Annotated in this window: 23 protein-coding genes and 1 pseudogene; 12 read left to right on the top strand and 12 right to left on the bottom strand. The window is 65.3% G+C overall.

The features are described 5' to 3' along the window. Window positions 1-25 precede the first annotated feature (25 nt). Both Q2T94_RS15460 and Q2T94_RS15455 read left to right on the top strand, forming a co-directional pair. Window positions 26-706 (top strand): amino acid ABC transporter permease, encoded by a 681-nt coding sequence (locus Q2T94_RS15460; protein WP_264270929.1) that lies wholly within the window; start codon window positions 26-28, stop codon window positions 704-706. Next, window positions 703-1,605: an amino acid ABC transporter permease gene (locus Q2T94_RS15455; protein WP_264270928.1), complete on the top strand. Its 903-nt coding sequence runs from the start codon at window positions 703-705 to the stop codon at window positions 1,603-1,605. The genes Q2T94_RS15460 and Q2T94_RS15455 overlap by 4 nt, the downstream gene beginning before the upstream one ends. A 137-nt stretch (window positions 1,606-1,742) precedes the next feature. Here the strand turns inward: Q2T94_RS15455 and dapE are convergent, their stop codons facing one another. Continuing rightward, window positions 1,743-2,882: a succinyl-diaminopimelate desuccinylase gene (gene dapE / locus Q2T94_RS15450; RefSeq protein WP_302266439.1), complete on the bottom strand. Its 1,140-nt coding sequence runs from the start codon at window positions 2,880-2,882 to the stop codon at window positions 1,743-1,745. Window positions 2,883-2,919: 37 nt separating this feature from the next. Here dapE and dapD point away from each other — a divergent pair, with 37 nt between their 5' ends. Beyond that, complete coding sequence (gene dapD / locus Q2T94_RS15445) at window positions 2,920-3,882, top strand: 2,3,4,5-tetrahydropyridine-2,6-dicarboxylate N-succinyltransferase (RefSeq protein WP_264270927.1); 963 nt, start codon at window positions 2,920-2,922, stop codon at window positions 3,880-3,882. Beyond that, window positions 3,872-4,789, top strand: a complete 918-nt coding sequence (locus tag Q2T94_RS15440; RefSeq protein ID WP_302265532.1) for a hypothetical protein — start codon at window positions 3,872-3,874, stop codon at window positions 4,787-4,789. The genes dapD and Q2T94_RS15440 overlap by 11 nt, the downstream gene beginning before the upstream one ends. Window positions 4,790-4,805: 16 nt before the next feature. On the opposite strand, the gene Q2T94_RS15435 is transcribed toward Q2T94_RS15440, so the two are convergent. The 4 genes from Q2T94_RS15435 to fdxA form a co-directional block, all read right to left on the bottom strand. Continuing rightward, a complete protein-coding gene (locus Q2T94_RS15435) occupies window positions 4,806-5,405 on the bottom strand; it encodes a hypothetical protein (RefSeq protein ID WP_302265531.1) in 600 nt (199 codons plus the stop codon). A gap of 225 nt (window positions 5,406-5,630) precedes the next feature. Then, window positions 5,631-6,914 (bottom strand): citrate synthase, encoded by a 1,284-nt coding sequence (locus tag Q2T94_RS15430; protein WP_264270924.1) that lies wholly within the window; start codon window positions 6,912-6,914, stop codon window positions 5,631-5,633. Window positions 6,915-7,017: 103 nt separating this feature from the next. Next, window positions 7,018-8,127: a succinyldiaminopimelate transaminase gene (gene dapC, locus Q2T94_RS15425; protein WP_302265529.1), complete on the bottom strand. Its 1,110-nt coding sequence runs from the start codon at window positions 8,125-8,127 to the stop codon at window positions 7,018-7,020. Window positions 8,128-8,138: 11 nt separating this feature from the next. Further along, on the bottom strand, window positions 8,139-8,462 hold the full coding sequence (gene fdxA, locus Q2T94_RS15420; protein ID WP_264270922.1) for a ferredoxin: 324 nt from the start codon (window positions 8,460-8,462) through the stop codon (window positions 8,139-8,141). Between the two features lie 196 nt (window positions 8,463-8,658). Here fdxA and Q2T94_RS15415 point away from each other — a divergent pair, with 196 nt between their 5' ends. Next, the gene (locus Q2T94_RS15415) at window positions 8,659-8,901 is read left to right on the top strand and encodes a putative acetyltransferase (protein ID WP_264270921.1); all 243 of its coding nucleotides are present in this window, start codon (window positions 8,659-8,661) and stop codon (window positions 8,899-8,901) included. 76 nt (window positions 8,902-8,977) lie between these two features. Continuing rightward, a complete protein-coding gene (locus Q2T94_RS15410; RefSeq protein ID WP_264270920.1) occupies window positions 8,978-9,493 on the top strand; it encodes a helix-turn-helix domain-containing protein in 516 nt (171 codons plus the stop codon). A 108-nt stretch (window positions 9,494-9,601) separates the two neighbouring features. Here the strand turns inward: Q2T94_RS15410 and Q2T94_RS15405 are convergent, their stop codons facing one another. From Q2T94_RS15405 to Q2T94_RS15395, 3 genes are all read right to left on the bottom strand, one after another. Next, window positions 9,602-9,994, bottom strand: a complete 393-nt coding sequence (locus Q2T94_RS15405; protein ID WP_302265526.1) for a hypothetical protein — start codon at window positions 9,992-9,994, stop codon at window positions 9,602-9,604. Window positions 9,995-10,022: 28 nt separating this feature from the next. Further along, window positions 10,023-11,933 carry a translational GTPase TypA gene (typA, locus tag Q2T94_RS15400; protein WP_264270918.1) on the bottom strand — a complete coding sequence of 637 codons (1,911 nt, stop codon included), beginning with the start codon at window positions 11,931-11,933 and terminating at the stop codon, window positions 10,023-10,025. 331 nt (window positions 11,934-12,264) lie between these two features. Then, the gene (locus Q2T94_RS15395) at window positions 12,265-13,473 is read right to left on the bottom strand and encodes a mechanosensitive ion channel (protein ID WP_264270917.1); all 1,209 of its coding nucleotides are present in this window, start codon (window positions 13,471-13,473) and stop codon (window positions 12,265-12,267) included. A 655-nt stretch (window positions 13,474-14,128) separates the two neighbouring features. On the opposite strand from Q2T94_RS15395, the gene Q2T94_RS15390 reads away from it, so the two are divergent. Genes Q2T94_RS15390 through Q2T94_RS15380 form a run of 3 tightly spaced genes read left to right on the top strand, consistent with a single transcriptional unit; the run spans window position 14,129 to window position 16,174 of the window. Then, the gene (locus Q2T94_RS15390) at window positions 14,129-14,821 is read left to right on the top strand and encodes a histidine phosphatase family protein (protein WP_302265524.1); all 693 of its coding nucleotides are present in this window, start codon (window positions 14,129-14,131) and stop codon (window positions 14,819-14,821) included. 25 nt (window positions 14,822-14,846) lie between these two features. Beyond that, a complete protein-coding gene (locus tag Q2T94_RS15385; protein ID WP_302265522.1) occupies window positions 14,847-15,407 on the top strand; it encodes a DUF3090 domain-containing protein in 561 nt (186 codons plus the stop codon). Continuing rightward, window positions 15,407-16,174, top strand: a complete 768-nt coding sequence (locus Q2T94_RS15380) for an SCO1664 family protein (RefSeq protein WP_302265520.1) — start codon at window positions 15,407-15,409, stop codon at window positions 16,172-16,174. The genes Q2T94_RS15385 and Q2T94_RS15380 overlap by 1 nt, the downstream gene beginning before the upstream one ends. A 187-nt stretch (window positions 16,175-16,361) precedes the next feature. Here Q2T94_RS15380 and ychF read toward each other — a convergent pair whose 3' ends face one another. After that, entirely contained in the window at window positions 16,362-17,447 is a 1,086-nt protein-coding gene (ychF, locus tag Q2T94_RS15375) for a redox-regulated ATPase YchF (RefSeq protein ID WP_264270913.1), read from the bottom strand. A 42-nt stretch (window positions 17,448-17,489) separates the two neighbouring features. Between ychF and Q2T94_RS15370 the strand changes: the two are divergent. After that, window positions 17,490-18,776 (top strand): annotated as a pseudogene (locus Q2T94_RS15370) (DNA recombination protein RmuC). Window positions 18,777-18,960: 184 nt separating this feature from the next. Here Q2T94_RS15370 and Q2T94_RS15365 read toward each other — a convergent pair. Together Q2T94_RS15365 and Q2T94_RS15360 are read right to left on the bottom strand one after the other, a co-directional pair. Beyond that, entirely contained in the window at window positions 18,961-20,061 is a 1,101-nt protein-coding gene (locus Q2T94_RS15365) for a 4-hydroxy-3-methylbut-2-enyl diphosphate reductase (RefSeq protein ID WP_264270911.1), read from the bottom strand. 54 nt (window positions 20,062-20,115) lie between these two features. Then, window positions 20,116-21,042 carry a hypothetical protein gene (locus tag Q2T94_RS15360; RefSeq protein WP_302265517.1) on the bottom strand — a complete coding sequence of 309 codons (927 nt, stop codon included), beginning with the start codon at window positions 21,040-21,042 and terminating at the stop codon, window positions 20,116-20,118. Between the two features lie 130 nt (window positions 21,043-21,172). Between Q2T94_RS15360 and xseA the strand changes: the two genes are divergently transcribed. Together xseA and Q2T94_RS15350 are read left to right on the top strand one after the other, a co-directional pair. Continuing rightward, entirely contained in the window at window positions 21,173-22,444 is a 1,272-nt protein-coding gene (gene xseA / locus Q2T94_RS15355; RefSeq protein WP_302265515.1) for an exodeoxyribonuclease VII large subunit, read from the top strand. Next, entirely contained in the window at window positions 22,441-22,674 is a 234-nt protein-coding gene (locus Q2T94_RS15350; protein ID WP_302265513.1) for an exodeoxyribonuclease VII small subunit, read from the top strand. The genes xseA and Q2T94_RS15350 overlap by 4 nt, the downstream gene beginning before the upstream one ends. 82 nt (window positions 22,675-22,756) lie before the next feature. Here Q2T94_RS15350 and Q2T94_RS15345 read toward each other — a convergent pair whose 3' ends face one another. Beyond that, window positions 22,757-23,632: a PPK2 family polyphosphate kinase gene (locus tag Q2T94_RS15345; RefSeq protein ID WP_302265512.1), complete on the bottom strand. Its 876-nt coding sequence runs from the start codon at window positions 23,630-23,632 to the stop codon at window positions 22,757-22,759. Window positions 23,633-23,808: the final 176 nt, after the last annotated feature.

Genomic DNA, 23,808 nt, shown 5'->3' with positions numbered 1-23,808 from the left:
CAATCGCACCCTAAAGGAGTAAGCCATGCAAGGCTACCTTTCCCTATGGGATGAATACGGCGGACAAATGATGTCCGCCTTCTGGGGCAACCTGCAGCTGACATTTTGGGCAGCCATCGGGTCGTTGGTCCTGGGCACACTCTTGGCATTGATGCGTATTTCGCCGGTACCAAGCTTCCGCGCCTTCGGAACCTCTTACGTGAACATCTTCCGAAACACCCCGCTGACCATCATCATGGCCTTTGGCGTGTTGGTTCTCTTTGGCGTGTTCAGGGTCCAGTTCAGCTCGGATTTCAATCTCAACTTCTTCCAGATCGCCATTCTCGGTTTGACGATCTACCACTCCGCCTTTGTGTGTGAGGCCATTCGTTCAGGCGTCAACACCGTGCCGCTGGGCCAGGCCGAGGCGGCCCGCGCCATCGGGCTGAGCTTCTTGCCCGCCGCACGCCTGGTCATCCTGCCGCAGGCCTTCCGCGGGGCCATTGCCCCGCTGGGCAACGTGCTGATCGCGTTGATCAAGAACACGACGGTCGCCGTGGCAGGTTCGGTGGCCGAGATCTCGGGCCTCATGAAGACCATGCTTGAGTTCCGCGCCGATGTCGGGATCCTGATCTTCCTCACCATCGCCGTGTTCTTCGTGATCGTCGTGATCCCCGTTGGCTTGCTCACCACGTACCTATCCAAGAAGTTGGCGGTGGCACGATGAAAGTCTCCGAATCCGTTCTGTTCGACGCGCCCGGGCCCAAGGCCCGGCGCCGCGTCCTCGTCATCAACGTCATCGGCGTGCTGCTGGCTATCCTTCTGGTCTACTACCTGTATAAGGTCCTGAACGATGCCGGCCAGCTGACTGCCGAGAAGTGGTCGGTGTTCGGTGAGGGCTCCATCTGGGAGAACTACATCGTCCCCGGCCTGCTGAACACGCTGCGAGCCGCGGCGGTTGCCATCGTCACGTCCTTGATATTCGGGTTCATCTTTGGCATCGGGCGCCTGTCCACCAACAAGGTGGTCAACTGGATCAGCTCCATTGTCGTGGAGTTCTTCCGTGCGGTGCCGGTGCTGCTGATGATGATCTTCCTCTGGATCATTCTGGCTCGCTCCGGGATCGTGGCCCCCAGCGACTCCCCGTTCGTCGCGGTGGTCGTGGGCCTGACGCTGTACAACGGATCGATCGTTGCCGAGTTGATTCGCTCGGGCGTCTTCGGCCTGCCCAAGGGCCAGCGCGAGGCGGGCATCGCCATTGGCCTGACCCGCGGGCAGTCGCTGCGCAACGTTGAGATCCCGCAGGCACTCATCGCGATGCTGCCGGCGCTGATCGGCCAGTTCGTGGTCATCCTGAAGGACTCCGCGCTGGGGTACATCATCAACTTCAACGAGTTGCTCTTCAACGGCAGGCTCATCGGCACGGGCAACGCCAACGTGCTTCAGGCACTCGTGGTGGTGGCAGCCATCTTCATCCTGATCAACTTCGCGCTCTCGAAGCTGGCCTCCGTGGTCGCGGGCCGGCTCAGCAGCCGCGGCATCAGCGCGGGCAAGCCCATGGACCCGGCAGTGCCGGTGGTGGTCGCCGACCTGAGCACCAAGGTTCCCGGAGGTCCGGCCACCTAGGCCAACCCGGACAGGTCACAGCACGGCGAAAAGGGCCGGGCGGCAGTCGGTCTCGTGATCCACGAGACGTCGAATGTCGCCCGGCCCTTTTGCTCCGGTGATGGATCCCGGCGGTGCGCCGGGATCCGGGGGGGGTATTAGGCGGAGGGGGCTTCGCCTAGCCAGCGGCGCAGTGCGGCCAGGCAGCCGTGGATGGCGGTGCGGGTGACATGTTCGTCGTCCGAATGCGCCAGCAGGGCATCGCCCGGACCGAAGTTCACCGCGGGAATGCCCAGCGCCGAGAAGCGGGCGACATCGGTCCACCCGAACTTCGGCTTCGGGATCTGGCCCACCGCTTCAACGAAGGAGGCTGCTGCAGGATGCCGCAGCCCGGGCCGGGCACCGCCGGCACCGTCGGTGCGGACGATCTCGAATCCCTCAAAGAGCTCGAACACGTGGGCCTCGGCGGCCTCCACGTCCTTGTCGGGGGCGAAGCGGTAGTTGACCTCGACCTCGCAGTAGTCAGGAATCACGTTGCCGGCGATGCCGCCGTTGATGCGGACCGCATTGAGCGACTCGCGGAATTCCAGTCCGTCGACCTCCACGGTCTGGGGTGTGTAGCCGGCCAGGATCGCCAGGATGGGTGCGGCGGCGTGGATGGCGTTTTCGCCCATCCAGGCGCGGGCCGAGTGGGCGGCGACGCCGCGGGTGCGCACCTTGTAGCGGCTGGTGCCGTTGCAGCCGCCCTCCACGGTGCCGTCGGTGGGTTCAAGCAGGATGGCGAAATCGCCGCCGAGCAGTTCCGGGCAGTTGCGGAAGAGCCGGCCCAGGCCCGACTTGGAGCCCTCGACTTCCTCGTGGTCGTAGAAGATGTAGGTGACGTCCCGGTTCGGGTCCTGCAGCGTGGCAGCCAGGGCAAGCTGCACCGCCACCCCGCCCTTCATGTCGGTCGCGCCGCGGCCGTAGAGGGTCTCCCCCTCCCAGCTCACCGGCACTGTCCCCCGGGCACCGGGGGTCGTGGGCAGCGGCACGGTGTCAAGGTGGCCGGCCAGGATCACCCGCTCCGCCCGGCCCAGCGTCGTGCGGGCCACGATCGAGTCCCCGTCGCGGTGCAGCGACAGGCCCGGGATCCGGCGCAGGGCCGCTTCAATGGCGTCCGCCAGGGCGGTCTCGTTCCCGGAGACGGACTCGATGTCCATCAGCCGGGCGGTCAGGTCCGCCACGTCTTCGCGCAGGTCCAGGTCAATGGGCGTGGCGGGGGCGGCGGGGTTTGCGGGGCTGGGTTTGCTGTGCACAATCCAAGATTAGTACCCGGGGCCGCGCTAGGATTGCTTCATGACTCCGGTAGACACCCCATCCACGCACGCCTCCACACACGACCTCAGGATCGCCTCGGCCCACGGCCTGGCCACCTATGCCGCCGACGGCTCGGTGCTGGACGCGTGGTTCCCGAATCCCGTCGTCGGTGTCCTGGAAGACGCCGCGCAGATTTCCGGGGACCTGGCTGCCGCCGCCCGGGACGATGACGGGCGTGGCACCACGCAGGCCGTGATCGCCCTTGAAATCAACCTCGACGTTGCCCCCGCTGACACCGCGGATGTCTGGCTGCGCCTGCACCTGCTCTCCCACCGACTGGTGACCCCCAACAACGTCAACCTCGACGGGGCCTTCGGCCTGCTGCAAAACGTCGTGTGGACGAACTTCGGACCCTGCGCAGTAGCAGACTTCGAACGCACACGCCTGCGCCTGCGCCCGCGCGGTGCCCTGACCGTCTACGGGGTCGACAAGTTCCCCCGGATGCTCGATTACGTCGTTCCCGCAGGGGTCCGCGTTGCCGACGGCGGCCGCGTCCGCCTGGGTGCGCACCTGGCATCGGGCACCACCGTCATGCACGAGGGCTTCGTGAACTTCAATGCCGGCACCCTGGGCGCCTCGATGGTCGAGGGCAGGATCTCCGCCTCGGTCGTGGTGGGCAACGGTTCGGATGTTGGCGGCGGTGCCTCCATCATGGGGACCCTCTCGGGCGGAGGCAAGGAACGGATCGTCATCGGCGAACGCGTGCTGCTTGGCGCAAACTCCGGTGTCGGCATTTCCATCGGGGACGACTCGGTCGTCGAAGCCGGCCTCTACGTCACCGCCGGAACCCGCGTCCAGCTCGGGAACACCGTTGTCAAGGCCGTTGAACTTTCCGGAGTTCCGAACCTGCTCTTCCGCCGCAACTCGCTCACCGGTGCCGTGGAGGCGCTGCCGCGGGCCGGCCAACATGTGGAATTGAACAGCGTCCTGCATGCCAACTGACGCACACCAACGCGTGCTCTCGTTGGGCTCGCGGCATGCCGACCGGCATCATGGTCGGCACCGCGGGCCCCGACGCTGGGGCCGCACCTTTTTGGCCCTGGTGCTTGCCATGGGACTCATCGGCGGTGGGCTCTACGCCGCGGTGAACTTCATCGGGATCGATGCCACGGTGGTACGCCAGAAATGCACCGCCCTGGTGGGTTCGACGCTGCACACCCTGACACCGGAGCAGGCGTCGAACGCCGCGGTGATCGCCGCTGCGGCCACCAAGCGGAAGATGCCCACGCGTGCAGCCACCATCGGGATCGCCACCTCGATGCAGGAATCCAAGCTCACCAACATCGACTACGGCGACAACGCCGGCCCGGATTCGCGCGGCCTGTTCCAGCAGCGCCCGTCCATGGGCTGGGGCACCGAGGAGCAGGTCCAGGATCCGGTCTATGCCGCCAACCGCTTCTTCCAGGAGCTGGAGACCTTTGACTACGAGTCGATGGCCCTGACCGACGCGGCGCAGAAGGTCCAGCGCTCCGCCTACCCGCAGGCCTACGCCAAGCATGAGGAAGAGGCCAGCGCCTTTGCCTCGGCGCTCACCGGGGCCTCCCCCTCGACGCTCAATTGCACGCTGCGCCCGACGGATGGTGCCGGCTCGGCCACGACGGTGGCGGCCGACCTGTTGGCGGCCACGGGCCAGAAGATCGACGACCTGGCCGGAAACCGCGTGCGCATCGCCGTACGCGGCGACCAGGGCTGGGCCATCGCCCAGTGGGCCGTGGCCAACGCGCAGAAGCACCAAACCGAGTCGGTCTCCTACGCGGGCCTGGTGTGGAACCGCTCCGAGGGCCGCTGGGTGCCGGCGGCGACCACGGACGGCTACGTCATCATCTCCCTGGCAGGTTCCGCGAAATAGCGCCGAAACCCTGCGCCTAGGTCATCAGGTCGATGATGGGCTGCAGGTAGCTGCGGAAAAGCGTCGCATCCCGCATCAGTTCCTGGCTCAGGATCACGGTGTCCGGTTCAACGAACCAGGCGCGACGCTCGGCCAGCGGCAGCTCGACCAGCTTCAGATGCAGGTCATCGAGGTTCTTGCCCTCCAGCTCCCGTTCGGCGAAGAGATGCGCCAAGAGCTGGAGCCGCTCCTTGGTGTTGTCGACGCAGTAATCCTGGTACTCCCCCACCCTGTTCTGCGTCCAGGTGTAGGCGTTGCCGTAGTGGGCACGCAAGAGGTGTTGCAGGCTCGGTGAATCGGAGAAGCCCGGAAAGTCGGGTTCCGCGTGGATGTCGATGGTCGGTTGGCCGTTGGCCAGGATCTGCTCCCACCAGCTTTGCCATTCCTGGCGCAGTTCTCCGGCGGCATTCTCTGACAGTTCCCGCGCGGCAGCCGGCTTGACCCTGGGACTCAGCGGCGCGAGGGACATTGCCCCCATCGGCTCGATGGCCGCCAAATCCCGGAAATATAGCGCCAGCAACATCTCCTTGTCGATATCGGCCGAAACCTTCCAACCCGAACCAGACTCCAGCACCATATGTGCACACCCGTTTCCGTTAAATCCCCTGCCTAAATCTAGGATAAGCCCGAAATGGCACAAAAGCCCCGCAAGCCCGGGGATCAGCGTGCAGGCGGCCGTTCACGGCAAAGGGGGCCGGCACCGCTGAAGGATACATCTCCTTCAACGATGCCGGCCCCCCTGGGCTTGCATTGCCGCGGTTCGCGCGGCGGGATCCCTTCCCCGCTGCGGCTCCGGACCGACTTAGCGGTTCGGGTAGGTGCGCTCCGACTCGCCGATGTAGAGCTGGCGCGGGCGCCCGATCTTCATTTCCGGATCCTGGATCATTTCACGCCACTGCGCGATCCAGCCCGGCAGACGTCCGATGGCGAACAGCACGGTGAACATCTTCTCCGGGAAGCCCATGGCCTTGTAGATCAGGCCGGTGTAGAAGTCGACGTTCGGGTAGAGCTTGCGCGAGATGAAGTAGTCGTCGTTGAGCGCGCGCTCTTCGAGGGACATCGCGATGTCCAGCAGCTCGTCGTTGCCGCCGAGCTTCCCGAGGATCTCGTGGGCCGTGTTCTTGATGATCTTGGCGCGCGGATCGTAGTTCTTGTAGACGCGGTGTCCGAAGCCCATGAGGCGGACGCCGTCTTCCTTGTTCTTGACCTTCTCCATGAAGTCGGCGGGCTTCAGGCCCTCGGACTGGATCTGGCGCAGCATCTTCAGCACTGCCTCGTTGGCGCCGCCGTGGGCGGGGCCGAAGAGTGCGTTGATTCCGGCGGAGACCGATGCGAACATGTTCGCATTCGAGGAACCGACCAGGCGCACCGTGGAGGTGGAGCAGTTCTGCTCGTGATCCGCGTGCAGGACCAGCAGCTGGTCAAGGGCCTTGACCATGACCGGATCCAAGTCATACGGCTCGGCGGCGAGGCCGAAGCTCAAGCGCATGAAGTTCTCGACCAGGTTCATCGAGTTGTCCGGGTAGAGCAGTGCCTGCCCGATGGACTTCTTGTGCGCGTAGGCGGCAAGCACCGGCATCTTGGCCAGCAGGCGGATGGTCGAGAGCTCGACTTGTTCCTCGTTGAACGGATCCAACGAATCCTGGTACCAGGTGGAGAGGGCGGAAACGGCCGAGGAGAGCACCGGCATCGGGTGCGCGTCGCGCGGGAAGCCGCCGAAGAAGCCCTTGAGCTCTTCATGAAGCAGCGTGTGCCGGCGGATCTTCTGGTCGAATTCCTCCAGCTCGGTGGCCGAGGGCAGGTTGCCGTAGATCAGCAGGTAGCTGGTCTCCAGGAAGCTGGACTTCTCGGCCAGCTGTTCGATCGGGTAACCGCGGTAGCGCAGGATCCCCGCATCGCCATCGATGAAGGTGATCGCGGACTTGGTTGCCGCAGTGTTCATGAAGCCCGGGTCGTACGTCACGCCGCCTGTCGCCTTCAACAGGGGGGCGATGTTAAAGCCATTGTTGCCTTCTACCGCGGGCACAACAGGGAGTTCGATGCTGTTGCCGCCGAAGCTGAGCTGAGCAGAATTGTTTTCCGTCATTGTCTCTCCTAACCGGAATGCAGATGAATCCGATGGTCAGTAATCACTGTCACGCTACCGTTTAGTAGGCTCTTGACACTAATTGGTTGGTCACGTTTGCCGTTCAGGCTGCCGCATTAAGCCGTTCAACGGCGCTGTGGATCCGTTCGTCGCTGGCGGTGAGCGCGATCCTGACAAATTTCTCCCCGGCCGTCCCGTAGAACGCGCCGGGTCCTGCCACGATGCCCTGGTCCGCGAGCCGTCCCAAGGTGGTCCAGCAGTCCTCGTCCGCGGTGCACCACAGATAGAGCCCGCCTACCGAGTCCACGATGCGCAAGCCGAAGGCGCCGAGGGCCGGAACCAGGAGGTCACGGCGTGCACGGTACAGATCTTTTTGCACCTTGACGTGCTCGTCGTCGTTCAGGGCGGCGACCATGGCAGCCTGGACCGGGGCCGGCACGATCATCCCCGCGTGCTTGCGGTTGTTGACCAGTGCGGGCATCAGGTTTGGTGCCCCGGCCACGAAGGCAGCACGGTATCCGGCGAGGTTCGACTGCTTGGACAGCGAGTAGACGCACAGCAGGTCGCTCATGTCGCCACCGGAGACCGAGTCGTGGAGGATGCTTGGCACCCCGTCCTCGTGCTCGCCCCAGCCAAGTTCGGCGTAACATTCGTCCGAGGCCACGACAGCGCCCAGCGAGCGGGCGTCATCCACCAGCGCCTTGAGTTCGGCAGCGCCGCGGACGATGCCGGTGGGGTTGCCCGGGGAATTGACCCACACGAGCTTCACGCGCGCACGGTCGTCCTCCGAAAGCCCGGCCAGCGAATCGGCCGCGATGGAGTCGGCGCCGGCCAATTGCGCACCGATGTCGTACGTCGGGTAGGCAACCAGCGGGCGGACCACCAGGTCGCCCGCCCCCAGGCCCAGGAGCAGCGGCAGCCAGGCCACCAGTTCCTTGGAGCCGACGGTGGGCATGACGTCGTCCGTGGCTAGGCCACGCACGTCGCGTCGGCGCCCGAACCAATTCACGATGGCCTCGCGCAGCTCCGGCGTGCCGTGGGTGGTGGGGTATCCCGGGGCGTTCGCGCTCTCGCGCAGCGCCCGGATGATGATTTCGGGTGTGGGGTCCACGGGGGTGCCGATGGAAAGGTTCACGGCACCGCCCTCGTGCTCGGCGGCGCGGGCCGCGTAGGGGGCAAGGGCGTTCCACGGGTAGTCAGGGAGCGTCAGCATGGTGGTGGCGTTCAGTCCTGGGCCTGGGGCGGAAGGACGGAAATGATGGGGTGGTCGATGCCCATGTTGCCCAGCTTGGCCGCGCCGCCCGGGGAACCGACCTCGTCGAAGAACTCCACGTTGGCCTTGTAGTACTCGGCCCACTGGTCGGGGACATCGTCCTCGTAGTAAATGGCCTCCACCGGGCATACCGGTTCGCAGGCGCCGCAGTCAACGCATTCATCGGGGTGGATGTACAGCGAGCGTTCGCCTTCGTAGATGCAATCCACGGGGCATTCCTCGATGCACGCCTTGTCTTTGACGTCGACGCACGGCTGGGCGATGATGTAGGTCACGGTACCCGGGGCCTTCCTTTACAACGGATCATGAACTGTCTGGTCATGCGGCACGCGGCTATGCATGCTCTCCAATAGCTTAGTCCCGTTGGGGCCGCTTTGCCCGGTCGAACGGCACCCCCGCCATGAATGTGGCCTCGCACACATCCATCCCTGACTCACGGTGTCATGTTACGCCCCGGCCTAGACTCAAGACATGGATCCGGATCTCTTCGCCACGATTCCCTCGGGCACCCGCGTGGTCATTCGCTATCGCCTGGCACCCGACGAGCAGGGAAGCGCCGGCGAGCGGCTGTCCGATGCCCTGGGAAACGTGCAGTCGGTGACCGAGACCCATGTGGTCCTCGAGACCCGCGGCGGTCCGGTGTCCATCGAACGCGCCCGGATCACCCACGCCAAGACGGTTCCTCCCCCGCCTGACCGGCGGCAGCGCCGTTGACAGCGCCCCCCGAAACACACACGCCGAGCGATTTGAAACATTCAATCAGTGGCGTGATTTCCCGTATGCTTAAACCATGGCCACAGATGAAGAAGTACAGGCCCGTGCCAGGGCGTTGAGCTCCCCGCTCCGCCTTCGCATCCTGCGACTTTGCTTGCACGAATCGCGCACCAACAAGGAAATAGCCGACATGCTGGACATCAATCCGGCGACGTCGCTGCACCATGTGCGCACGCTGCTCTCCAACGGATTCCTCGCCGCCGAGGAGACGCGCCGCGGCAACCGCGGCGCCAAGGAAGTGCCGTACCGAAGCACCAAGCTGTCGTGGGGCACCAAGCTGCCGGATGCCGCTCCGCTGCTCGTCGACACGTTCCTGCAGGAAATCGACGGACTGGCTCCGCAGGAAATCCAGGTCCTGCGCGTGGGCCTGAAGCTCAGCGAAAGCACCCAGAAGGAAATGATGTCACGCATCCATGCAGTGATCGAGGACTACGCCATGCGCGACTCGGATACCGACGGTGTGGCCACCTCGTTGTTCCTGGCACACCACCTGGATGTGAAGTCCGCCAAGAAGACCACCGGCGCGGCCTAACCCCCGCGCCAACCAATGACAGGACCCCGCAGAGCGTGCTCTGCGGGGTCCTGTCATATATGGCTTGGTGTTGCGTTGGGTGACGGCCTTATCGGCCAGCACCCGGGATCAGCCGCGGGTACGTGTTGCGGCGCGCAATTGCCGGGAGACCAGCAGGATCGCCACGATGACCGGGACGATGATGCCGTACACCCACATGCCGCCGGCCAATGCCGGGCCCGGAAGCATCTTGAAGAACTGGGTCGAGACGATCATCTGGTTGTTCGTGTCGGTCGAGATCAATGCCACGAACACGTAGGTCGCCAGCCCGGCCAGCGCACTGACCCACAGCTTGCCGCGCAGCAGGCCCACCCAGTAGACCAGGGCGCCCGTCAGCAGCAGGGCCAATGCGGCGCCCCAGGGAATCGGCACGTCTCCCGCATAGCCCAACGAGGCATGAAGGATGGTTCCCACCACGGCGGCAAGCGCCCCGGCCGCCAAAGCGGCCAGGACGCTGCCCAAGGTGGAGGCGGTTAGCCCTGGTGCCTTGTTAGGACTTTGCCCGGGCACGGTTAGACTTCGCGCGGTCGCCGGCGTTCAGGATGAGCTTGCGGATACGGATCGCATCCGGGGTAACCTCAACGCATTCGTCCTCACGGGCGAATTCGAGGGACTCTTCCAGAGTCAGGTTGCGCGGCGGGGTCATGTTCTCGAAGGTATCCGAGGAAGCTGCACGCATGTTGGTGAGCTGCTTTTCCTTGGTGATGTTCACGTCCATGTCATCGGCGCGTGAGTTCTCGCCAACGATCATGCCCTCGTAGACCTCGGAGGTCGGCTGCACGAAGAAGGACATGCGTTCCTGCAGCTTGATCATCGCGAACGGGGTGACGACGCCGGAACGGTCAGCCACGATCGAACCGTTGATGCGGTATTCGATCGGACCGGCCCACGGCTCGTAGCCCTCGGCCAACGAAGCGGCAATGCCTGCACCGCGGGTGTCGGTGAGGAAGCGGGTGCGGAAGCCAATCAGGCCACGTGCCGGAACCATGAACTCCATGCGGCACCAGCCGGTACCGTGGTTGGCCATGTTGGTCATGCGGCCCTTGCGGGCTGCCATCAGCTGGGTCACGGCGCCGAGGTATTCCTCGGGTACGTCGATGGTCATGTGCTCCATCGGCTCGTGCAGCTTGCCGTCGATCATCTTGGTAACAACCTGCGGCTTGCCGACGGTCAGCTCGAAGCCTTCACGACGCATCTGCTCAACGAGAATGGCCAGTGCCAATTCGCCACGACCCTGGACTTCCCAGGCATCCGGGCGCTCGGTCGGAAGGATGTTCAGCGAAACGTTGCCGATCAGTTCCTTGTCAAGACGGTCCTTGACCTGGCGCGCGGTGACCTTGGCACCCTTGACCTTGCCGGCCAGCGGCGAGGTGTTGATACCGATGGTCATCGAGATTGCCGGCGGGTCCACGGTGATCAGCGGCAGCGGCTTCGGGTTTTCGATGTCGGTGAGGGTCTCGCCGATCATGATGTCTTCGATGCCGGCAACTGCGACGATCTCGCCCGGTCCAGCGGACTCCGCCGGGACGCGGGTCAGGCCCTTGGTGGCCAGCAGTTCGGTGATCTTCACGGTCTTGAGCTCGCCGTCCTGGCGGGCCCAGGCAACCTGCTGGCCCTTGCGCAGGGTGCCGTTGAAGATGCGCATCAGCGCCAGGCGACCCAGGAACGGGGAGGCGTCAAGGTTGGTGACGTGTGCCTGAAGGACTTCGCCCTCGGTGTAGGTCGGGGCCGGAACGTGCTTGATGATGGTCTCGAACAGCGGCTCGAGGTCCTCGTTGTCCGGCATGGTGCCGTCGGCGGGCTGGTTCACCGAGGCGAAACCGGCCTTGCCCGAGGCGAAGACGACCGGGACGTTGAGGATCTTGTCCAGGTCCAGGTCCGGAGCTTCGTCTGCCAGGTCGGAGGCCAGGCCCAGGAGCAGGTCCATGGAATCGGAGACGACGCCGTCGATGCGTGCATCGGGACGGTCGGTCTTGTTGACCACGATGATGACGGGCAGGTTGGCAACGAGTGCCTTACGCAGCACGAAGCGGGTCTGCGGCAGCGGACCCTCGGAAGCATCGACCAAAAGGACGACGCCGTCAACCATCGACAGGCCGCGCTCGACCTCGCCACCGAAGTCGGCGTGGCCGGGGGTGTCGATGATGTTCATGGTCATCTTGTGGCCGTTGGCGGCCGGACCGTCGTAGAACACGGTGGTGTTCTTGGCCAGGATGGTGATGCCCTTTTCGCGTTCCAGCTCGCCAGAGTCCATCACGCGGTCTTCGGTTTCACCGTGGCTGTCGAATGCACCGGTCTGCTGGAGCATTGCGTTGACCAAGGTGGTCTTGCCGTGGTCAACGTGCGCAACGATGGCTACGTTGCGCAGGTCTTCACGAGCGATGATGGTGGTATCTGACATGCGAAAAGGCTCACTTCTTCTAGAGAATTTGGGTCTCGGGGGTCGGGGCCACGACTGACCCAATTAACCATTCTAGTCCTAATGGGAAATCTGGTGTTAAACGTGCCTTATCTCACGCATGAACACTTGCTGGCGGGGCGCCGGGAGCTCCCCGCCCACAGCGTCCACGCAGCAAAGATTCACGCCTGATCCCACCGGAATATCGGTCCTGCGGCAACGCGCGATGCGGGGGTGTCCCCCGGCAACAAGAAGGGCGGTCCCGTGGATACCCAGGACCGCCCTGCCGTTCGCAACACCGCGTACCGGCGTCGCTGTTAGTAGTTGTCGGCGCCTAACCCAGCGGGTTCACCGGCCCGGCATGTGCCGGCGGTGCCGGAGGCGGCTGCTTGTGTTCCAACTTCTCCAGTGCCTTAGCTGCCGCATTGCGTCCACCCAGGCCGAATGCGAGGGCCGCGGCCAGTGCGCCGCCGATCACCACTGCGCCAAAGGCCATGTTGATGATGGAATCCGCAATGCCCATGTACTTCAGGCCCATGGCGATGAAGAGCGCAATCGTTGCCCACCGGATCACTGTCGCCGCCGTTCCCGGACCGACGATCGAGACGACGATGTTGGCGATCAGGAATCCTGCGGCGATGATCAGAGCGCCGAAGAGCACGTTGCCGCCAAGTGCCAAAATGTCGTTGAGGATGTTGGTGACTTCGGGGAAGTTCAGCTGACGTGCCGCCATGATGCCGAAGAACAGCATGATGGCGATCTTCACCAGTAGCGCGATGATGCCCGAGGCGCTCTTGTCGGCGGGAACGATCCCCCACTTGTGCACAACCGAATCGGTGCCGATTCCCTGCAACGTGCTTTCCAGGATCGTGCCGACAAACTTTGCGATGACGTAACCAATGGCCAGCAGGATCAGCGCGGCGATGATTTGCGGGATCGCGCTCATGATCATGGTCAGCATCTGCTGGGCCGGATCGGAGATTGCGGCGATGCCCAGCACCTGCAGCGCGCTGATGCCCACCACAATGATGATGATCGCGAAAAGCAGGTTTCCGATGATGGAAATGATCTTGGCGTTCTGTTGATGAGTGGCAACGGGATCGACTTCAGGCTGTCCCTTCTTGAACCTGGCAGTCAGCCTGCTGAAATCAACAGCGCCCAAAGCCGTGGTCACCAGCTGCCGCACAATCTTGGCGATCATGTAGCCGATGAAGAAGATGATGCCCGCACCGATGAGGTTCGGGATGAAGGCCATGACCTTGCCCAGCAGATCTTGAACCGGCGACAGGACCTCGGTAAGGGCGAAGACCTGCAAGATGGCGACCAGTCCAAAGAGCCAGATGATCAGTCCCGCAACCTTGCCCAGTGATTCCCCAAGTTGTTGCCCGTCATTCCCCTGACGTTGCAAACCCTTTACCCGCCCCACGAGTTTTCCAATGACCCACTTGACCAACTTGGCCAATAGCCAAGTCACCAGCAGGATTATTACGGCGATGGCGACCTTCTGCGCCATACCCGCCCAATCGAAACTTTCCATGTTCATGAGAAATCCTTCACTTGGTGGAAATGTACCTGAGAACCGCTGTCCTTTCCGATTAGTGTTCTGACTATAGGAAACATGCTTGGTGGCACTAAAACAACCAATGATTGCACCGGGGTCGCTGCGGTTTTAGCGGGTCCAAGCGATCAGTGATGCGGAATCGCCATAATTGGAGGCACCGCACGCAGCAGATGCTGCTTGCGGTATCCAGACCGTGACGAATCGAGTGTTTTTTGAATCGGAATTTGCCATCCGCCGGCCACCCGACAAGTTCTCTTGATCCAAGGACCCCACGCCCGCAATAAACCTGCTCCGTTCCGTGGAAAGCTCCACATGGACCGAGGCACTCAATGCACGGGCAGGTCAATTGCCACGCCCGCGTGCGGCCTTACTGCAATGGAGCAGTATCCCCGAAATTGTTGAAGTTCCGAATGCTGGGCCCCCTCCCCGCAGTGTTACCCACCGGCCGAAAAACTGATCAACGTTTTCGGAGCTCGACTCGGATCCCGAGGTCGCGAGATACCTTGGCGCAGGACGCGCGAAAACGTGACGACATCAAGGGCCTACATCTGAACGGAATAGCTGCAGCTGGCCACCAAGTTGGTGACACTCTGCTTCTGGGCTGGGTTCGTCGACGGCGGGTGGATAGGCTGGGTAAATGGCGACAGTTATTCTCGTGCGGCACGGCCGCTCCACCGCCAACGCGACCGGACTGCTGGCAGGTCGGGCAGTCGGCGTCGGCTTGGACCAGATCGGGCGGGACCAGGCGACCCTGACCGGAGAACGGCTCGCACCCGTGCCATTGGTTGGGGTGGTGTCGAGCCCTCTTGAGCGTTGTCGGCAGACCGCCCAGTTCATCCTTGATCGCCAGACCGGCGAGCCGTACGCGCCAGTCGACCTCGATCTCACAGAGTGCGACTACGGCCAGTGGCAGGGCCGTATGCTCGGTGATCTCGAAACCGAGGATTTGTGGCCGGCTGTCCAGTCGCAGCCGTCCTCCGTCGTCTTTCCGGGCGGTGAATCCCTGGCCGCGATGCAGGCCAGGTCAGTGGCAGCGATTCGACGCCACGATGCAGCATTCGAAACCGAGCACGGGCCAGGGGCCGTGTGGGCGGCAGTGAGTCACGGTGACATCATCAAGTCGATCCTCGCTGACGCGCTCGGCATGCACCTTGACCTGTTTCAGCGTATCAACGTGGGTCCCGCCTCCATATCGATCGTGCGCTACGGCGCTAGTCGGCCGAGTGTCTACGCGACAAACACCGATGCGGGTGATTTGTCATGGTTGTCGAACGGCATCCACTCTGGCGATGCGCCGGTGGGCGGCGGCGCAGGGCACAAGGCTCCATGAGCCTCATGGGCCTAGAATGACTGATATGCCCACAAGTGTTCACGATTTTTTCTGGCCTGATCGGGTCGTCGTTGGCGCCATTGGCGTTCCGGGGGCGCGTACGTTCTACCTGCAGGTGCGCGCACGGACGCAGGTCGTGAGTATTGCCATGGAGAAACAGCAGTCCGCATTGCTCGCGGAGAAGATCGACGAAATTCTCGACCAGCTCATCACCATCGAGGGCAACCGCTTCAGCGTCCCCACGGGTACTCCCATTGAACTTGTCGACAACGACCCGCTCGAGGCCGTGGCGGAGCAGTTTCGCACCGGGGCCATGAGCTTGGGATGGGACCCAACCACGGCCCAGATCGTCATTGAGGCCCACCCCATCACCGATGACGGTCCCGATGCCGATGGCAACGACGAATGGCTTCAGGAGGACAGAGCTGACGAGCCCGAAATGCTGCGCGTGCGAATGCCTGTCGGCACCGCCCGCGCGTTCGCCAAGCGCACCCGCGAGATCGTGGGTGCTGGGCGTCCCATGTGCCCGCTCTGCGGTTATCCCGTGGACGCTGATGGACACACCTGCACCCTTCCCGAAGTCTGATGCCAACACCTGACCTAGTGGCCGCCGAGCTGACGCTCACCGGCCGTATCACGACGGCTTCAAACGCCACGTTTCTCGGCAGCATCGGCGACGTGGCGGTCGTCTATAAGCCGATGGCAGGCGAAAGTCCGCTGTGGGATTTTCCCCGGGGAACGCTTGCCCACCGGGAGGTGGCCGCCTACCTGGTCTCTCAGGCCTTCGGCTGGGGCGTCGTGCCCCACACCTGGCTGCGCGATGGTCCGCTGGGCGAAGGAATGGTGCAGCTCTGGCAGGAGCAGGATCCCGCCCAAAACGCCGTGAACCTGATCGCGGCGGACCACATGCCGGAGACTGGTTGGAAACACGTTCTCCAGGGACGAGATGAGGACGGACGGATGGTCGCCCTCGTTCACGAAGACTCGCCGGCGCTCAGACGCATGGCGGTGTTCGACGTCATCGTCAACAACGCCGACCGCAAAGGCGACCACATCCTTGCCATGACTGACGGACACCGGCACGGCGTGGACCACGGGCTCACCTTTCACCGTGACCACAAGCTGCGCACGGTGCTGTGGGGATGGCTGGGAGACGCCCTGACAGCCGACGAAGTAGACGGCATAGATCGCGTCAGCGAAGGACTGCACGGGGATCTGGGCCGAAACCTGGCGGACTTGCTCAGCGCCGAAGAAATCGCATCGCTCGCCGCGCGCTGCGACCGGTTGCGCTCGGCAGGTCGGTTTCCGGCTCCGAGTGGTGAGATGTCGGCGGTACCCTGGCCGCTGTTCTAAGAGACGGCTACTGGCCGGCGAGCGGCGAAGCCGATCAAGTTGCCGAACTGCCTCCATACCAATGCTTCCAACGGGCGCGGTTCCCCGGCGGAATGTGAAGAGCCACCGGGCGTCCGTTGTTCTCGGGCAAACGCAGAAACGGCCCCGCTTGTCGAAACAAGTGGGGCCGCATCAGAAACACGAGCTCTTAGACGTTGAAGCGGAATTCCACGACGTCGCCGTCCTTCATGATGTATTCCTTGCCTTCGATGCGTGCCTTGCCGGCGGACTTGGCCGCGGCGACGGATCCGGCCTCGACCAATTCCTCGAAACCGAAGACCTCGGCCTTGATGAAGCCGCGCTGGAAGTCGGTGTGGATCACGCCGGCTGCCTCCGGTGCGGTGGCACCCTTGGCGATGGTCCAGGCACGGGTTTCCTTCGGACCTGCGGTCAGGTAGGTCTGCAGTCCCAGGGTGTCGAAGCCCACTCGGGCGAGTTTGTCCAGGCCGGACTCGGTGTAGCCGGCGTCCTCGAGCATTTCCTCGGCCTCTTCCTCGGTCAGCTCGGCCAGCTCGGACTCAAACTGTGCATCAAGGAAGATGGCTTCGGCCGGTGCGACCAGGGCGGACAGCTCGGCCTGCATCTCGGTGTTGGCCAGGCCCTCTTCGTCGGTGTTGAAGACGTAGATGAAGGGCTTGGTGGTCATCAGCTGCAGCGGGGCCAGCTCGTCGATGTCGATTCCGGCGGCCTTGCCGGCGGAGTAAAGGGTTTTGCCCTCTTCAAGGACCTTCTGCGCGGCCTTGACCGTCTCGATGAAGGAGGCCTCGATCTTCTTGGCGCGCAGTTCCTTCTCGAGGCGCGGCATTTGGTTCTCGATGGTCTGCATGTCGGCGAGGATCAGCTCGGTGGCGATCGTCTCGATGTCCGAGGCAGGATCGACCTTGCCGTCGACGTGGATCACGTCGGGGTCCGAGAACGCGCGCGTCACCTGGCAGATGGCCTCGGCTTCGCGGATGTTGGCCAGGAACTTGTTGCCCAGGCCTTCACCCTCGGAGGCACCCTTGACGATGCCGGCGATGTCCACGAAGGACACGGTTGCCGGAAGGATGCGCTCGGAGCCGAAGATCCCGGCGAGCACCTTCAGGCGCGCATCGGGCAACGGCACGACACCCACGTTGGGTTCGATGGTCGCGAACGGGTAGTTGGCCGCGAGGACCTGCGCGCGGGTAAGAGCATTGAACATTGTTGACTTGCCGACATTGGGCAGTCCGACGATTCCGATTGTAAGAGCCACGGGAATAGAGTCTACCGTCCAAAACCGTCGGTGGGTGCTGGCATGGTTTGTGTCATGGATGCTTTGGTGTGGGTTGCGGCCCTTTGCTCGCTGGTCGTGGGATTCATTTTGGGTGTCGGCGCGCGGTGGTACGTGAACCGCGCACCGCTCGCTGCCGCACGTGCTCAGGCCGTGGTTGAGCGCGATGAACTGGCACAGACCGCGCAGCTGTTGGCAGGGGCCCAGGCCCAGGTGGCGGAATTGCGCGAGCGGGTCACCGAGGACCGTGCGCGTGGGAGCCAGGACCAGTCGGTGCTCCAGGCCCTGGCGCCGGTCGCCGAACAACTGCGCCGGGTAGGCGCGCAGGTCTCGACGCTGGAGCGGGACCGCGTGGAGCAATTCGGCCAGCTCAGCGAGCAGCTGGTGCAGGCCGCCCACAACGACTCCGAGCTCTTGCGCACCACCGGTTCGCTGGCCGCCGCGCTGGGCAACAATGCCGCACGCGGCACCTGGGGCGAGCTGCAATTGCGCCGGGTCGTCGAAGCCGCCGGCATGTTGGCCCACGTCGACTTCAGCGTACAACTGCGCACTTCCGAGGGACTGCGTCCCGACATGGTGGTTCGGCTGCCGGGGAACAAGATGATTGTGCTGGACTCCAAGGTCCCGCTGGCTGCCTACCTGAAAGCCCAGGAGCTCTCGGCGGCCTCGGATGCCGCCTCGCGCGCCAGGGCCAGGGAGCAGATGCAGGAGCATTCCAAGGCGCTGCGCCGTCACGTCGACGCCCTGGCCGCCAAGTCCTACTGGAATGCCGTGGACGGCAGCCCCGAGCTGGTGGTGTGTTTCCTGCCGGCCGAATCCTTCCTTGCCGACGCGCTGGACGCGGATCCGGCGCTGCTGGACCATGCCTTCGGCAAGAACGTCGCCTTGGCGTCCCCCGCGACGTTGCTGGCCATGCTCAAGGGGCTGGCGTTCGCGTAGCGGCAGGAGCTATTGACCCAGAACGCGCGCGAACTGTTTGTGCAGTCCCGTGAGCTGTACGAACGGCTCGGGACCATGGGCGGGCACGTGTCGAAGCTGGGTGCTTCGTTGCGCGGCAGCGTGGAGAAGTACAACGCGTTCGTCGGCGCCCTGGAATCCCGGGTCTTGCCCAGCGCCCGGCGCATCAGGGACCTGGATCCGGGGCTCGGTTCCGAACACGATCTGGCCGCGGCGCTGCACGGCCTCCCGGTCATCGAGGCGACACCGCGGGCGCTCGGAGCCGGTGAGCTGCTCGATGCGGCCGACGCCGATGCGCTCGGGACTGCTGCATCCGGTGTGCTGCCGTTGACCCGGCGAGACGCGCGGGACTGAGCGCGCCCGGCCGGCGGGGATCCGCAACTGCCCCGGGTGTGGCGGCACGGGAGAAGAGTGGTGAGGCGACCGTGCTGGTGAGGCAGCTGTGATGGTTAAAGCCGTGGCGCGGAACCCCCGCCACTGGAGGGGGTTCCGCGCCACGAGTCCGGGTACGGCCCTCTTGCGGGAGCCGTGCGGGAAGCTAGCTGCTGATGTCCGACTTGGTGATGCGGCCGCCCGGACCGCGGGAGTCGTCGCCGGCCTCCTTGAGCTTGGCGCGGATCTCCTTGGGCAGCGAGAAGAGGATGTCTTCCTGCGCCGTGGTGACTTCCTCGACGGTGCCGTAGCCGTACTCGGCCAGCAGGGCCAGCACGTCGCGCACCAGGACCTCGGGCACCGAGGCGCCGGAGGTCACCCCGACGGTCGCCACGCCCTCGAACCAGGTCTCGTCGACCTCCGAGGCGTAGTCCACGCGGTAGGCGGCCTTCGCCCCGTATTCCAGGGCCACCTCGACCAGGCGCACCGAGTTCGACGAGTTCGAGGAACCGACGACGATGACCAGTTCGCTCTGCGGGGCCACTGCCTTGATCGCTGCCTGGCGGTTGGTCGTCGCGTAGCAGATGTCGTCGCTGGGCGGATCCTGCAGGTTGGGGAAGCGGGCGCGCAGGCGTCGCACGGTCTCCATGGTTTCGTCCACGCTCAGGGTGGTCTGCGAGAGCCAGATGAGCTTGTCGGGGTTCTTGACCTCGATGGTGTCGGCCTCGTCGGGGTTGTTCACGATCTGCGTGTGCTCCGGCGCCTCGCCGTAGGTGCCCTCGACCTCTTCGTGGCCTTCGTGCCCGATCAGCAGGATCTCGTAGTCGTCCTTGGCGAAGCGGACGGCCTCCTTGTGGACCTTGGTGACCAGCGGGCAGGTGGCGTCGATGGTGCGCAAATTGCGGTCCGCGGCGGACTGCACCACTGCCGGGGACACGCCGTGGGCGGAGAAGACGACCAGTGCGCCCTCGGGCACCTCCTCGTTTTCCTCCACGAAGATGGCGCCGCGCGCCTCAAGGGTGGAGACCACGTGCAGGTTGTGCACGATCTGCTTGCGCACGTAGACCGGCGCGCCGTAGTGCTCCAACGCCTTTTCCACCGCGATGACGGCTCGGTCGACGCCGGCGCAGTAGCCGCGCGGGGCAGCCAGGAGCACATTGCGCTGTCCCGCCACCGGTGCTGCGGCGGCGATGTCGGCCGGTGTGCGACGGGTTCGCGGGATCTTGGGCATCGGAAGGGAGACCTGAACGGTGGAACTGGTAGCCATGGGTCCAAGTCTACTGGGGCGGGCAAATTCGGGGGTGTGGATTCAGCCACCGGCCTAGCCGCGGCGCGGGGCCCGATGCGCGGCCAGGCCGGCCACGGTGGCCCACCCGATTCCCGCGATCACCAGCACGATGCCGCCGCCGCCAAGGATCGCGGCGAATCTCCCGACCTCTTCCTCCAGTGCACCCAGCAACCTGCCGGTGACCAAGCTCTCCACGCCGGCTCCCTGCGCCGGGGCGATGACCGGTCCGAGGACGGCGAACCACAGGAGCGCCGCGCCGCCCAGTGCCAGGGCCGTGCACCCGGCGGCGAACACCGCCCATGGCCGCCCGCCCCGGGTGGCCAGCAGCAACCCGGCCGCCGCCGCAACCACTGCCCCGGCCAACAGCCAGGGCCAGCCGCGCGCCACGGCCAGCCAGGTGTTCAGGGTTGGGGTTGGCAGCTGTTGGGCGTCGGGCCAGCCGGTCTCCAGGACCGCCGGCGGCATCGGGACCTCGGTGGGCAGCAGGGCGCCGAGCACCGAGCCCTCGAGGGATGCTTGCAGCGTGCCCCAGCCGCTGCCCAGCAGCGGGGCCAGGTCAAGGCGCAGCGTGACCTGCTCGGTGCCCTTCGCTTCGGCCATGCGGGCGGTGAAGTCGGCCCTGGCCTCTTCGATGGTCTGTTCCCACGCGGCGGGGAATCCAGGGTCGTCGAGCATCGCTGCACCGGCGGTGGCGACGGCGTTGTGCAGCGGGCCGGCCAACTGCGGGGGCACCGCGGCGCCCCCGGTGATCCGCTCCTCCAACGCGGCGCCGAGTTCTTCGGGCAGCTCCCGACGCAACTGGGGGTCGGTGGCCAGCGGGCCCAGGATGCGCTGGAGCGGTTCCGGGGTGTGAACCACGGTGGTGGCCGCGGACCCGAGCAGCGACCCGGCGCCCAGCAGCACGGCGAGCATCAGCAGGACGATGGCGAGGATGTTGCGGGCGGCTGTTGCGATTCTCACGTTGCTCCTGCTGGTTCGGCGCCGGGGCGGGGGCGCGTGTGCCCGGCGGCAGCGTTTTGTCCCACGTTACTGGTATCAATGGGAGTTGGTGTAGTTTCGAAATCCAGCACCAAGGAAGGCGCGCACCCACGTGGAGCAAGCACAAGAAGCACAAGGTTCGCTGCCGCGCACCGCCGCGGCGACCACCCCGCAGAACCCCTGGCCGCTGCGGGTGCTGAGCGAAAAGCTCAAGCAGCACATCGAGAACTCCCCCGAATCGTGGGTGGAGGGCCAGCTGCTGGAGGCGAATGTCCGCAACGGCCACGCCTACCTGACGCTGCGCGACGTGGATGTCGACTACTCGTTCTCGGTGACCGTGTGGGCCTCGGTGATGCGCTCGCTGGACACGCCCCCGGAAGTCGGCTCCCGCGTGGTGGCGCGGGTGAAGCCCAGTTTCTACGCCAAGACCGGCCGGCTCTCGCTCAACGCCTCGGATCTGCGCCCCGTGGGGCTCGGAGACCTGCTGGCCCGCCTGGAGCGCCTGCGCCGCGCGCTCTTCGACGAGGGCCTCTTCGACCCCGCGCGCAAGCAGCCGTTGCCGCTGCTGCCCGGCCGCATCGGGCTGGTCACCGGGCGCGACTCGGACGCGGAGAAGGACGTGGTGCGCAATGCCACGCTGCGTTGGCCCGCCGTCCAATTCGACATCCGCAACACCGCCGTCCAGGGCGTCAACGCCGTCGCGGAGGTCACCGCCGCGCTGCGCGAGCTGGACGCCAACCCCGACGTCGAGGTGATCATCATCGCCCGCGGCGGCGGCGCACTGGAGGACCTGCTGCCCTTCAGCTCCGAGGACCTGGTGCGCGCCGTCGCCGCCTGCACGACCCCCGTGATCTCCGCCATCGGGCACGAGGCCGACCGTCCGATCCTTGACGACGTGGCCGACGTGCGCGCCTCCACCCCCACCGACGCCGCCAAGCGCGTGGTGCCCGACCTCGCCGAGGAGCTGGCCAACCTGGCCCAGGCCCGGAACCGGCTGGACCGCGCGGTGCGCGCCAACGTGGAGCGCGAGACCCAGCGCATCGCCTCGCTGCGGGCACGCCCGGTGCTGTCCACTCCGGAATCCATGGTGCAGGGACGGCGCGAGGACGTTGTGCGGCTGGGCCAACGCAGCACCCTGGCCATGCGCGCCTCGCTGGCCCGCGGCCACGATTCCATTGCGCACCTGCGCGCCCAGGTCCGCGCCCTGTCCCCGCAGCAGACCCTTGACCGCGGCTATGCGGTCATCCAACTGGAATCAGGGGACATTGTCCGCTCCGCCGCGCAGGCCCCGACCGGCAGCGAGGTCCAGGTGCGCCTGGCCCGCGGACGGCTCGCCGCCACCGTCACCCACAGCCACACCCCGGAAGAAGGAAACACCCCATGAACCCCGAAGCAGCAACCAACGACATCGCCGCGCTGAGCTACGAGCAGGCGCGCGAGGAACTCGTGGCCGTCGTCGCGCAGCTCGAGGCCGGTGCCGCCACCCTGGAACAGTCCCTGGCCCTGTGGGAACGCGGCGAGGCGCTGGCAGCACGCTGCGAGGCCTGGCTGCAGGGTGCCACCGCGCGCCTGGACGCCGCACGTAAGGACAACGGGGCGAACTCCCCCGAGTGAGGTTGCCGGGGTGCGCCCAGTGGGTTTTGCTGCACTTCCCCGGTTGGCAGGTCCCGACGCGGCAGGGTCCCGACGCGGCAGCCTAGGAAGCGGCCAGCCGGCGGCGCTGCTCGTCGACGTCGAAGTCTGCTGCCGGCCACTGCGGGTCGATGGCCTCCAACGCCTCGCGCAACAGCGTGGCCACCGCCAGCCGGGCGTACCATTTCCTGTCCGCCGGGACGACGAACCACGGCGCCGCGGCGGTGTCAGTGCGCTGGATGGCGGCCTCGTAGGCGCCCATGTAGTCATCCCAGTACGCGCGCTCGTCGATGTCCCCGGGGTTGAACTTCCAGTGCTTGTCTTCGCGCTCCAGGCGTTCGGACAGGCGCGCGCGCTGCTCGTCCTTGGAGATGTGCAGCATGACCTTGATGATCGTGGTGTTCTTGTCCGCCAGGTTCTGCTCGAAGTCGTTGATGGCGCCGTAGCGGCGCTCGATCTCCTCCGCCGGCGAAAGCTCCCTGACCTTGTGGATCAGCACGTCCTCGTAGTGCGAGCGGTCAAAGACCCCGATGTACCCGCTCTTGGGCAGCTGGCGCGCGATGCGCCAGAGGAAATCGCGCTTGGCCTCGGCGGCGGTGGGTGCCTTGAAGGCGTGGTGGCTGACGCCCTGCGGATCGACGGTCCCCACGACGTGGCGCACGATCCCGCCCTTGCCCGAGGTGTCCATCCCCTGGAGCACCAGCAGGATCTTGTGCGGGGCACCTGCCCGCGAGGCGGCGAAGAACCGCTCCTGCAAGTCGCCCAGCGCCGCGCCGACGCCCGCCAGGTCGACGGCGCCGGTCTTCTTGTCGCCGAGGTAGCCCGGCTTCGCGGTCGGGTCGACATCGGCCAGCCGGAAATCCGCACCGGCCGCGAACAACCGGTGCGCGGGTTCGTCGAAGGGAACGGAGGGAACCGCGATCTTGGTCTTCTTGCTCATGCGTGCCGCTTTCGGGATGGGGGGCCGGGCTTTCAGCGTACGACACCGGGTGGCGCCATCCCGTCAATGACCTGCGCCAATGACCTGCGTCGCCACCCGCGCGGCAGCAGGTGCCGTGCCGGGAACCGGCCGGTGCCGGGGTCCTCGCCCGGTCACCTGCGCGGCAGGGTGGCCAG

It is taken from the genome of Paeniglutamicibacter sulfureus (assembly GCF_030512175.1).
GTDB classification, from domain to species: Bacteria; Actinomycetota; Actinomycetes; order Actinomycetales; family Micrococcaceae; genus Paeniglutamicibacter; species Paeniglutamicibacter sulfureus.
Note: the sequence above shows the minus strand (reverse complement) of the source record. Positions and strands in the feature narration are given on the sequence as shown.

Excerpts from the sequence above, each read along its gene's own strand:
- Q2T94_RS15350 (WP_302265513.1), top strand. The coding sequence starts at position 22,441 with ATGAACCCCGAAGCAGCAACCAACGACATCGCCGCGCTGAGCTACGAG.
- dapC (WP_302265529.1), bottom strand. The coding sequence starts at position 8,127 with ATGCTGACGCTCCCTGACTACCCGTGGAACGCCCTTGCCCCCTACGCG.
- Q2T94_RS15410 (WP_264270920.1), top strand. The coding sequence starts at position 8,978 with ATGGCCACAGATGAAGAAGTACAGGCCCGTGCCAGGGCGTTGAGCTCC.
- Q2T94_RS15430 (WP_264270924.1), bottom strand. The coding sequence starts at position 6,914 with ATGACGGAAAACAATTCTGCTCAGCTCAGCTTCGGCGGCAACAGCATC.
- Q2T94_RS15395 (WP_264270917.1), bottom strand. The coding sequence starts at position 13,473 with ATGAACATGGAAAGTTTCGATTGGGCGGGTATGGCGCAGAAGGTCGCC.
- Q2T94_RS15345 (WP_302265512.1), bottom strand. The coding sequence starts at position 23,632 with ATGAGCAAGAAGACCAAGATCGCGGTTCCCTCCGTTCCCTTCGACGAA.
- Q2T94_RS15385 (WP_302265522.1), top strand. The coding sequence starts at position 14,847 with ATGCCCACAAGTGTTCACGATTTTTTCTGGCCTGATCGGGTCGTCGTT.
- Q2T94_RS15440 (WP_302265532.1), top strand. The coding sequence starts at position 3,872 with ATGCCAACTGACGCACACCAACGCGTGCTCTCGTTGGGCTCGCGGCAT.
- Q2T94_RS15460 (WP_264270929.1), top strand. The coding sequence starts at position 26 with ATGCAAGGCTACCTTTCCCTATGGGATGAATACGGCGGACAAATGATG.
- Q2T94_RS15380 (WP_302265520.1), top strand. The coding sequence starts at position 15,407 with ATGCCAACACCTGACCTAGTGGCCGCCGAGCTGACGCTCACCGGCCGT.
- Q2T94_RS15435 (WP_302265531.1), bottom strand. The coding sequence starts at position 5,405 with ATGGTGCTGGAGTCTGGTTCGGGTTGGAAGGTTTCGGCCGATATCGAC.
- Q2T94_RS15415 (WP_264270921.1), top strand. The coding sequence starts at position 8,659 with ATGGATCCGGATCTCTTCGCCACGATTCCCTCGGGCACCCGCGTGGTC.
- Q2T94_RS15455 (WP_264270928.1), top strand. The coding sequence starts at position 703 with ATGAAAGTCTCCGAATCCGTTCTGTTCGACGCGCCCGGGCCCAAGGCC.
- typA (WP_264270918.1), bottom strand. The coding sequence starts at position 11,933 with ATGTCAGATACCACCATCATCGCTCGTGAAGACCTGCGCAACGTAGCC.
- dapD (WP_264270927.1), top strand. The coding sequence starts at position 2,920 with ATGACTCCGGTAGACACCCCATCCACGCACGCCTCCACACACGACCTC.
- Q2T94_RS15365 (WP_264270911.1), bottom strand. The coding sequence starts at position 20,061 with ATGGCTACCAGTTCCACCGTTCAGGTCTCCCTTCCGATGCCCAAGATC.
- Q2T94_RS15390 (WP_302265524.1), top strand. The coding sequence starts at position 14,129 with ATGGCGACAGTTATTCTCGTGCGGCACGGCCGCTCCACCGCCAACGCG.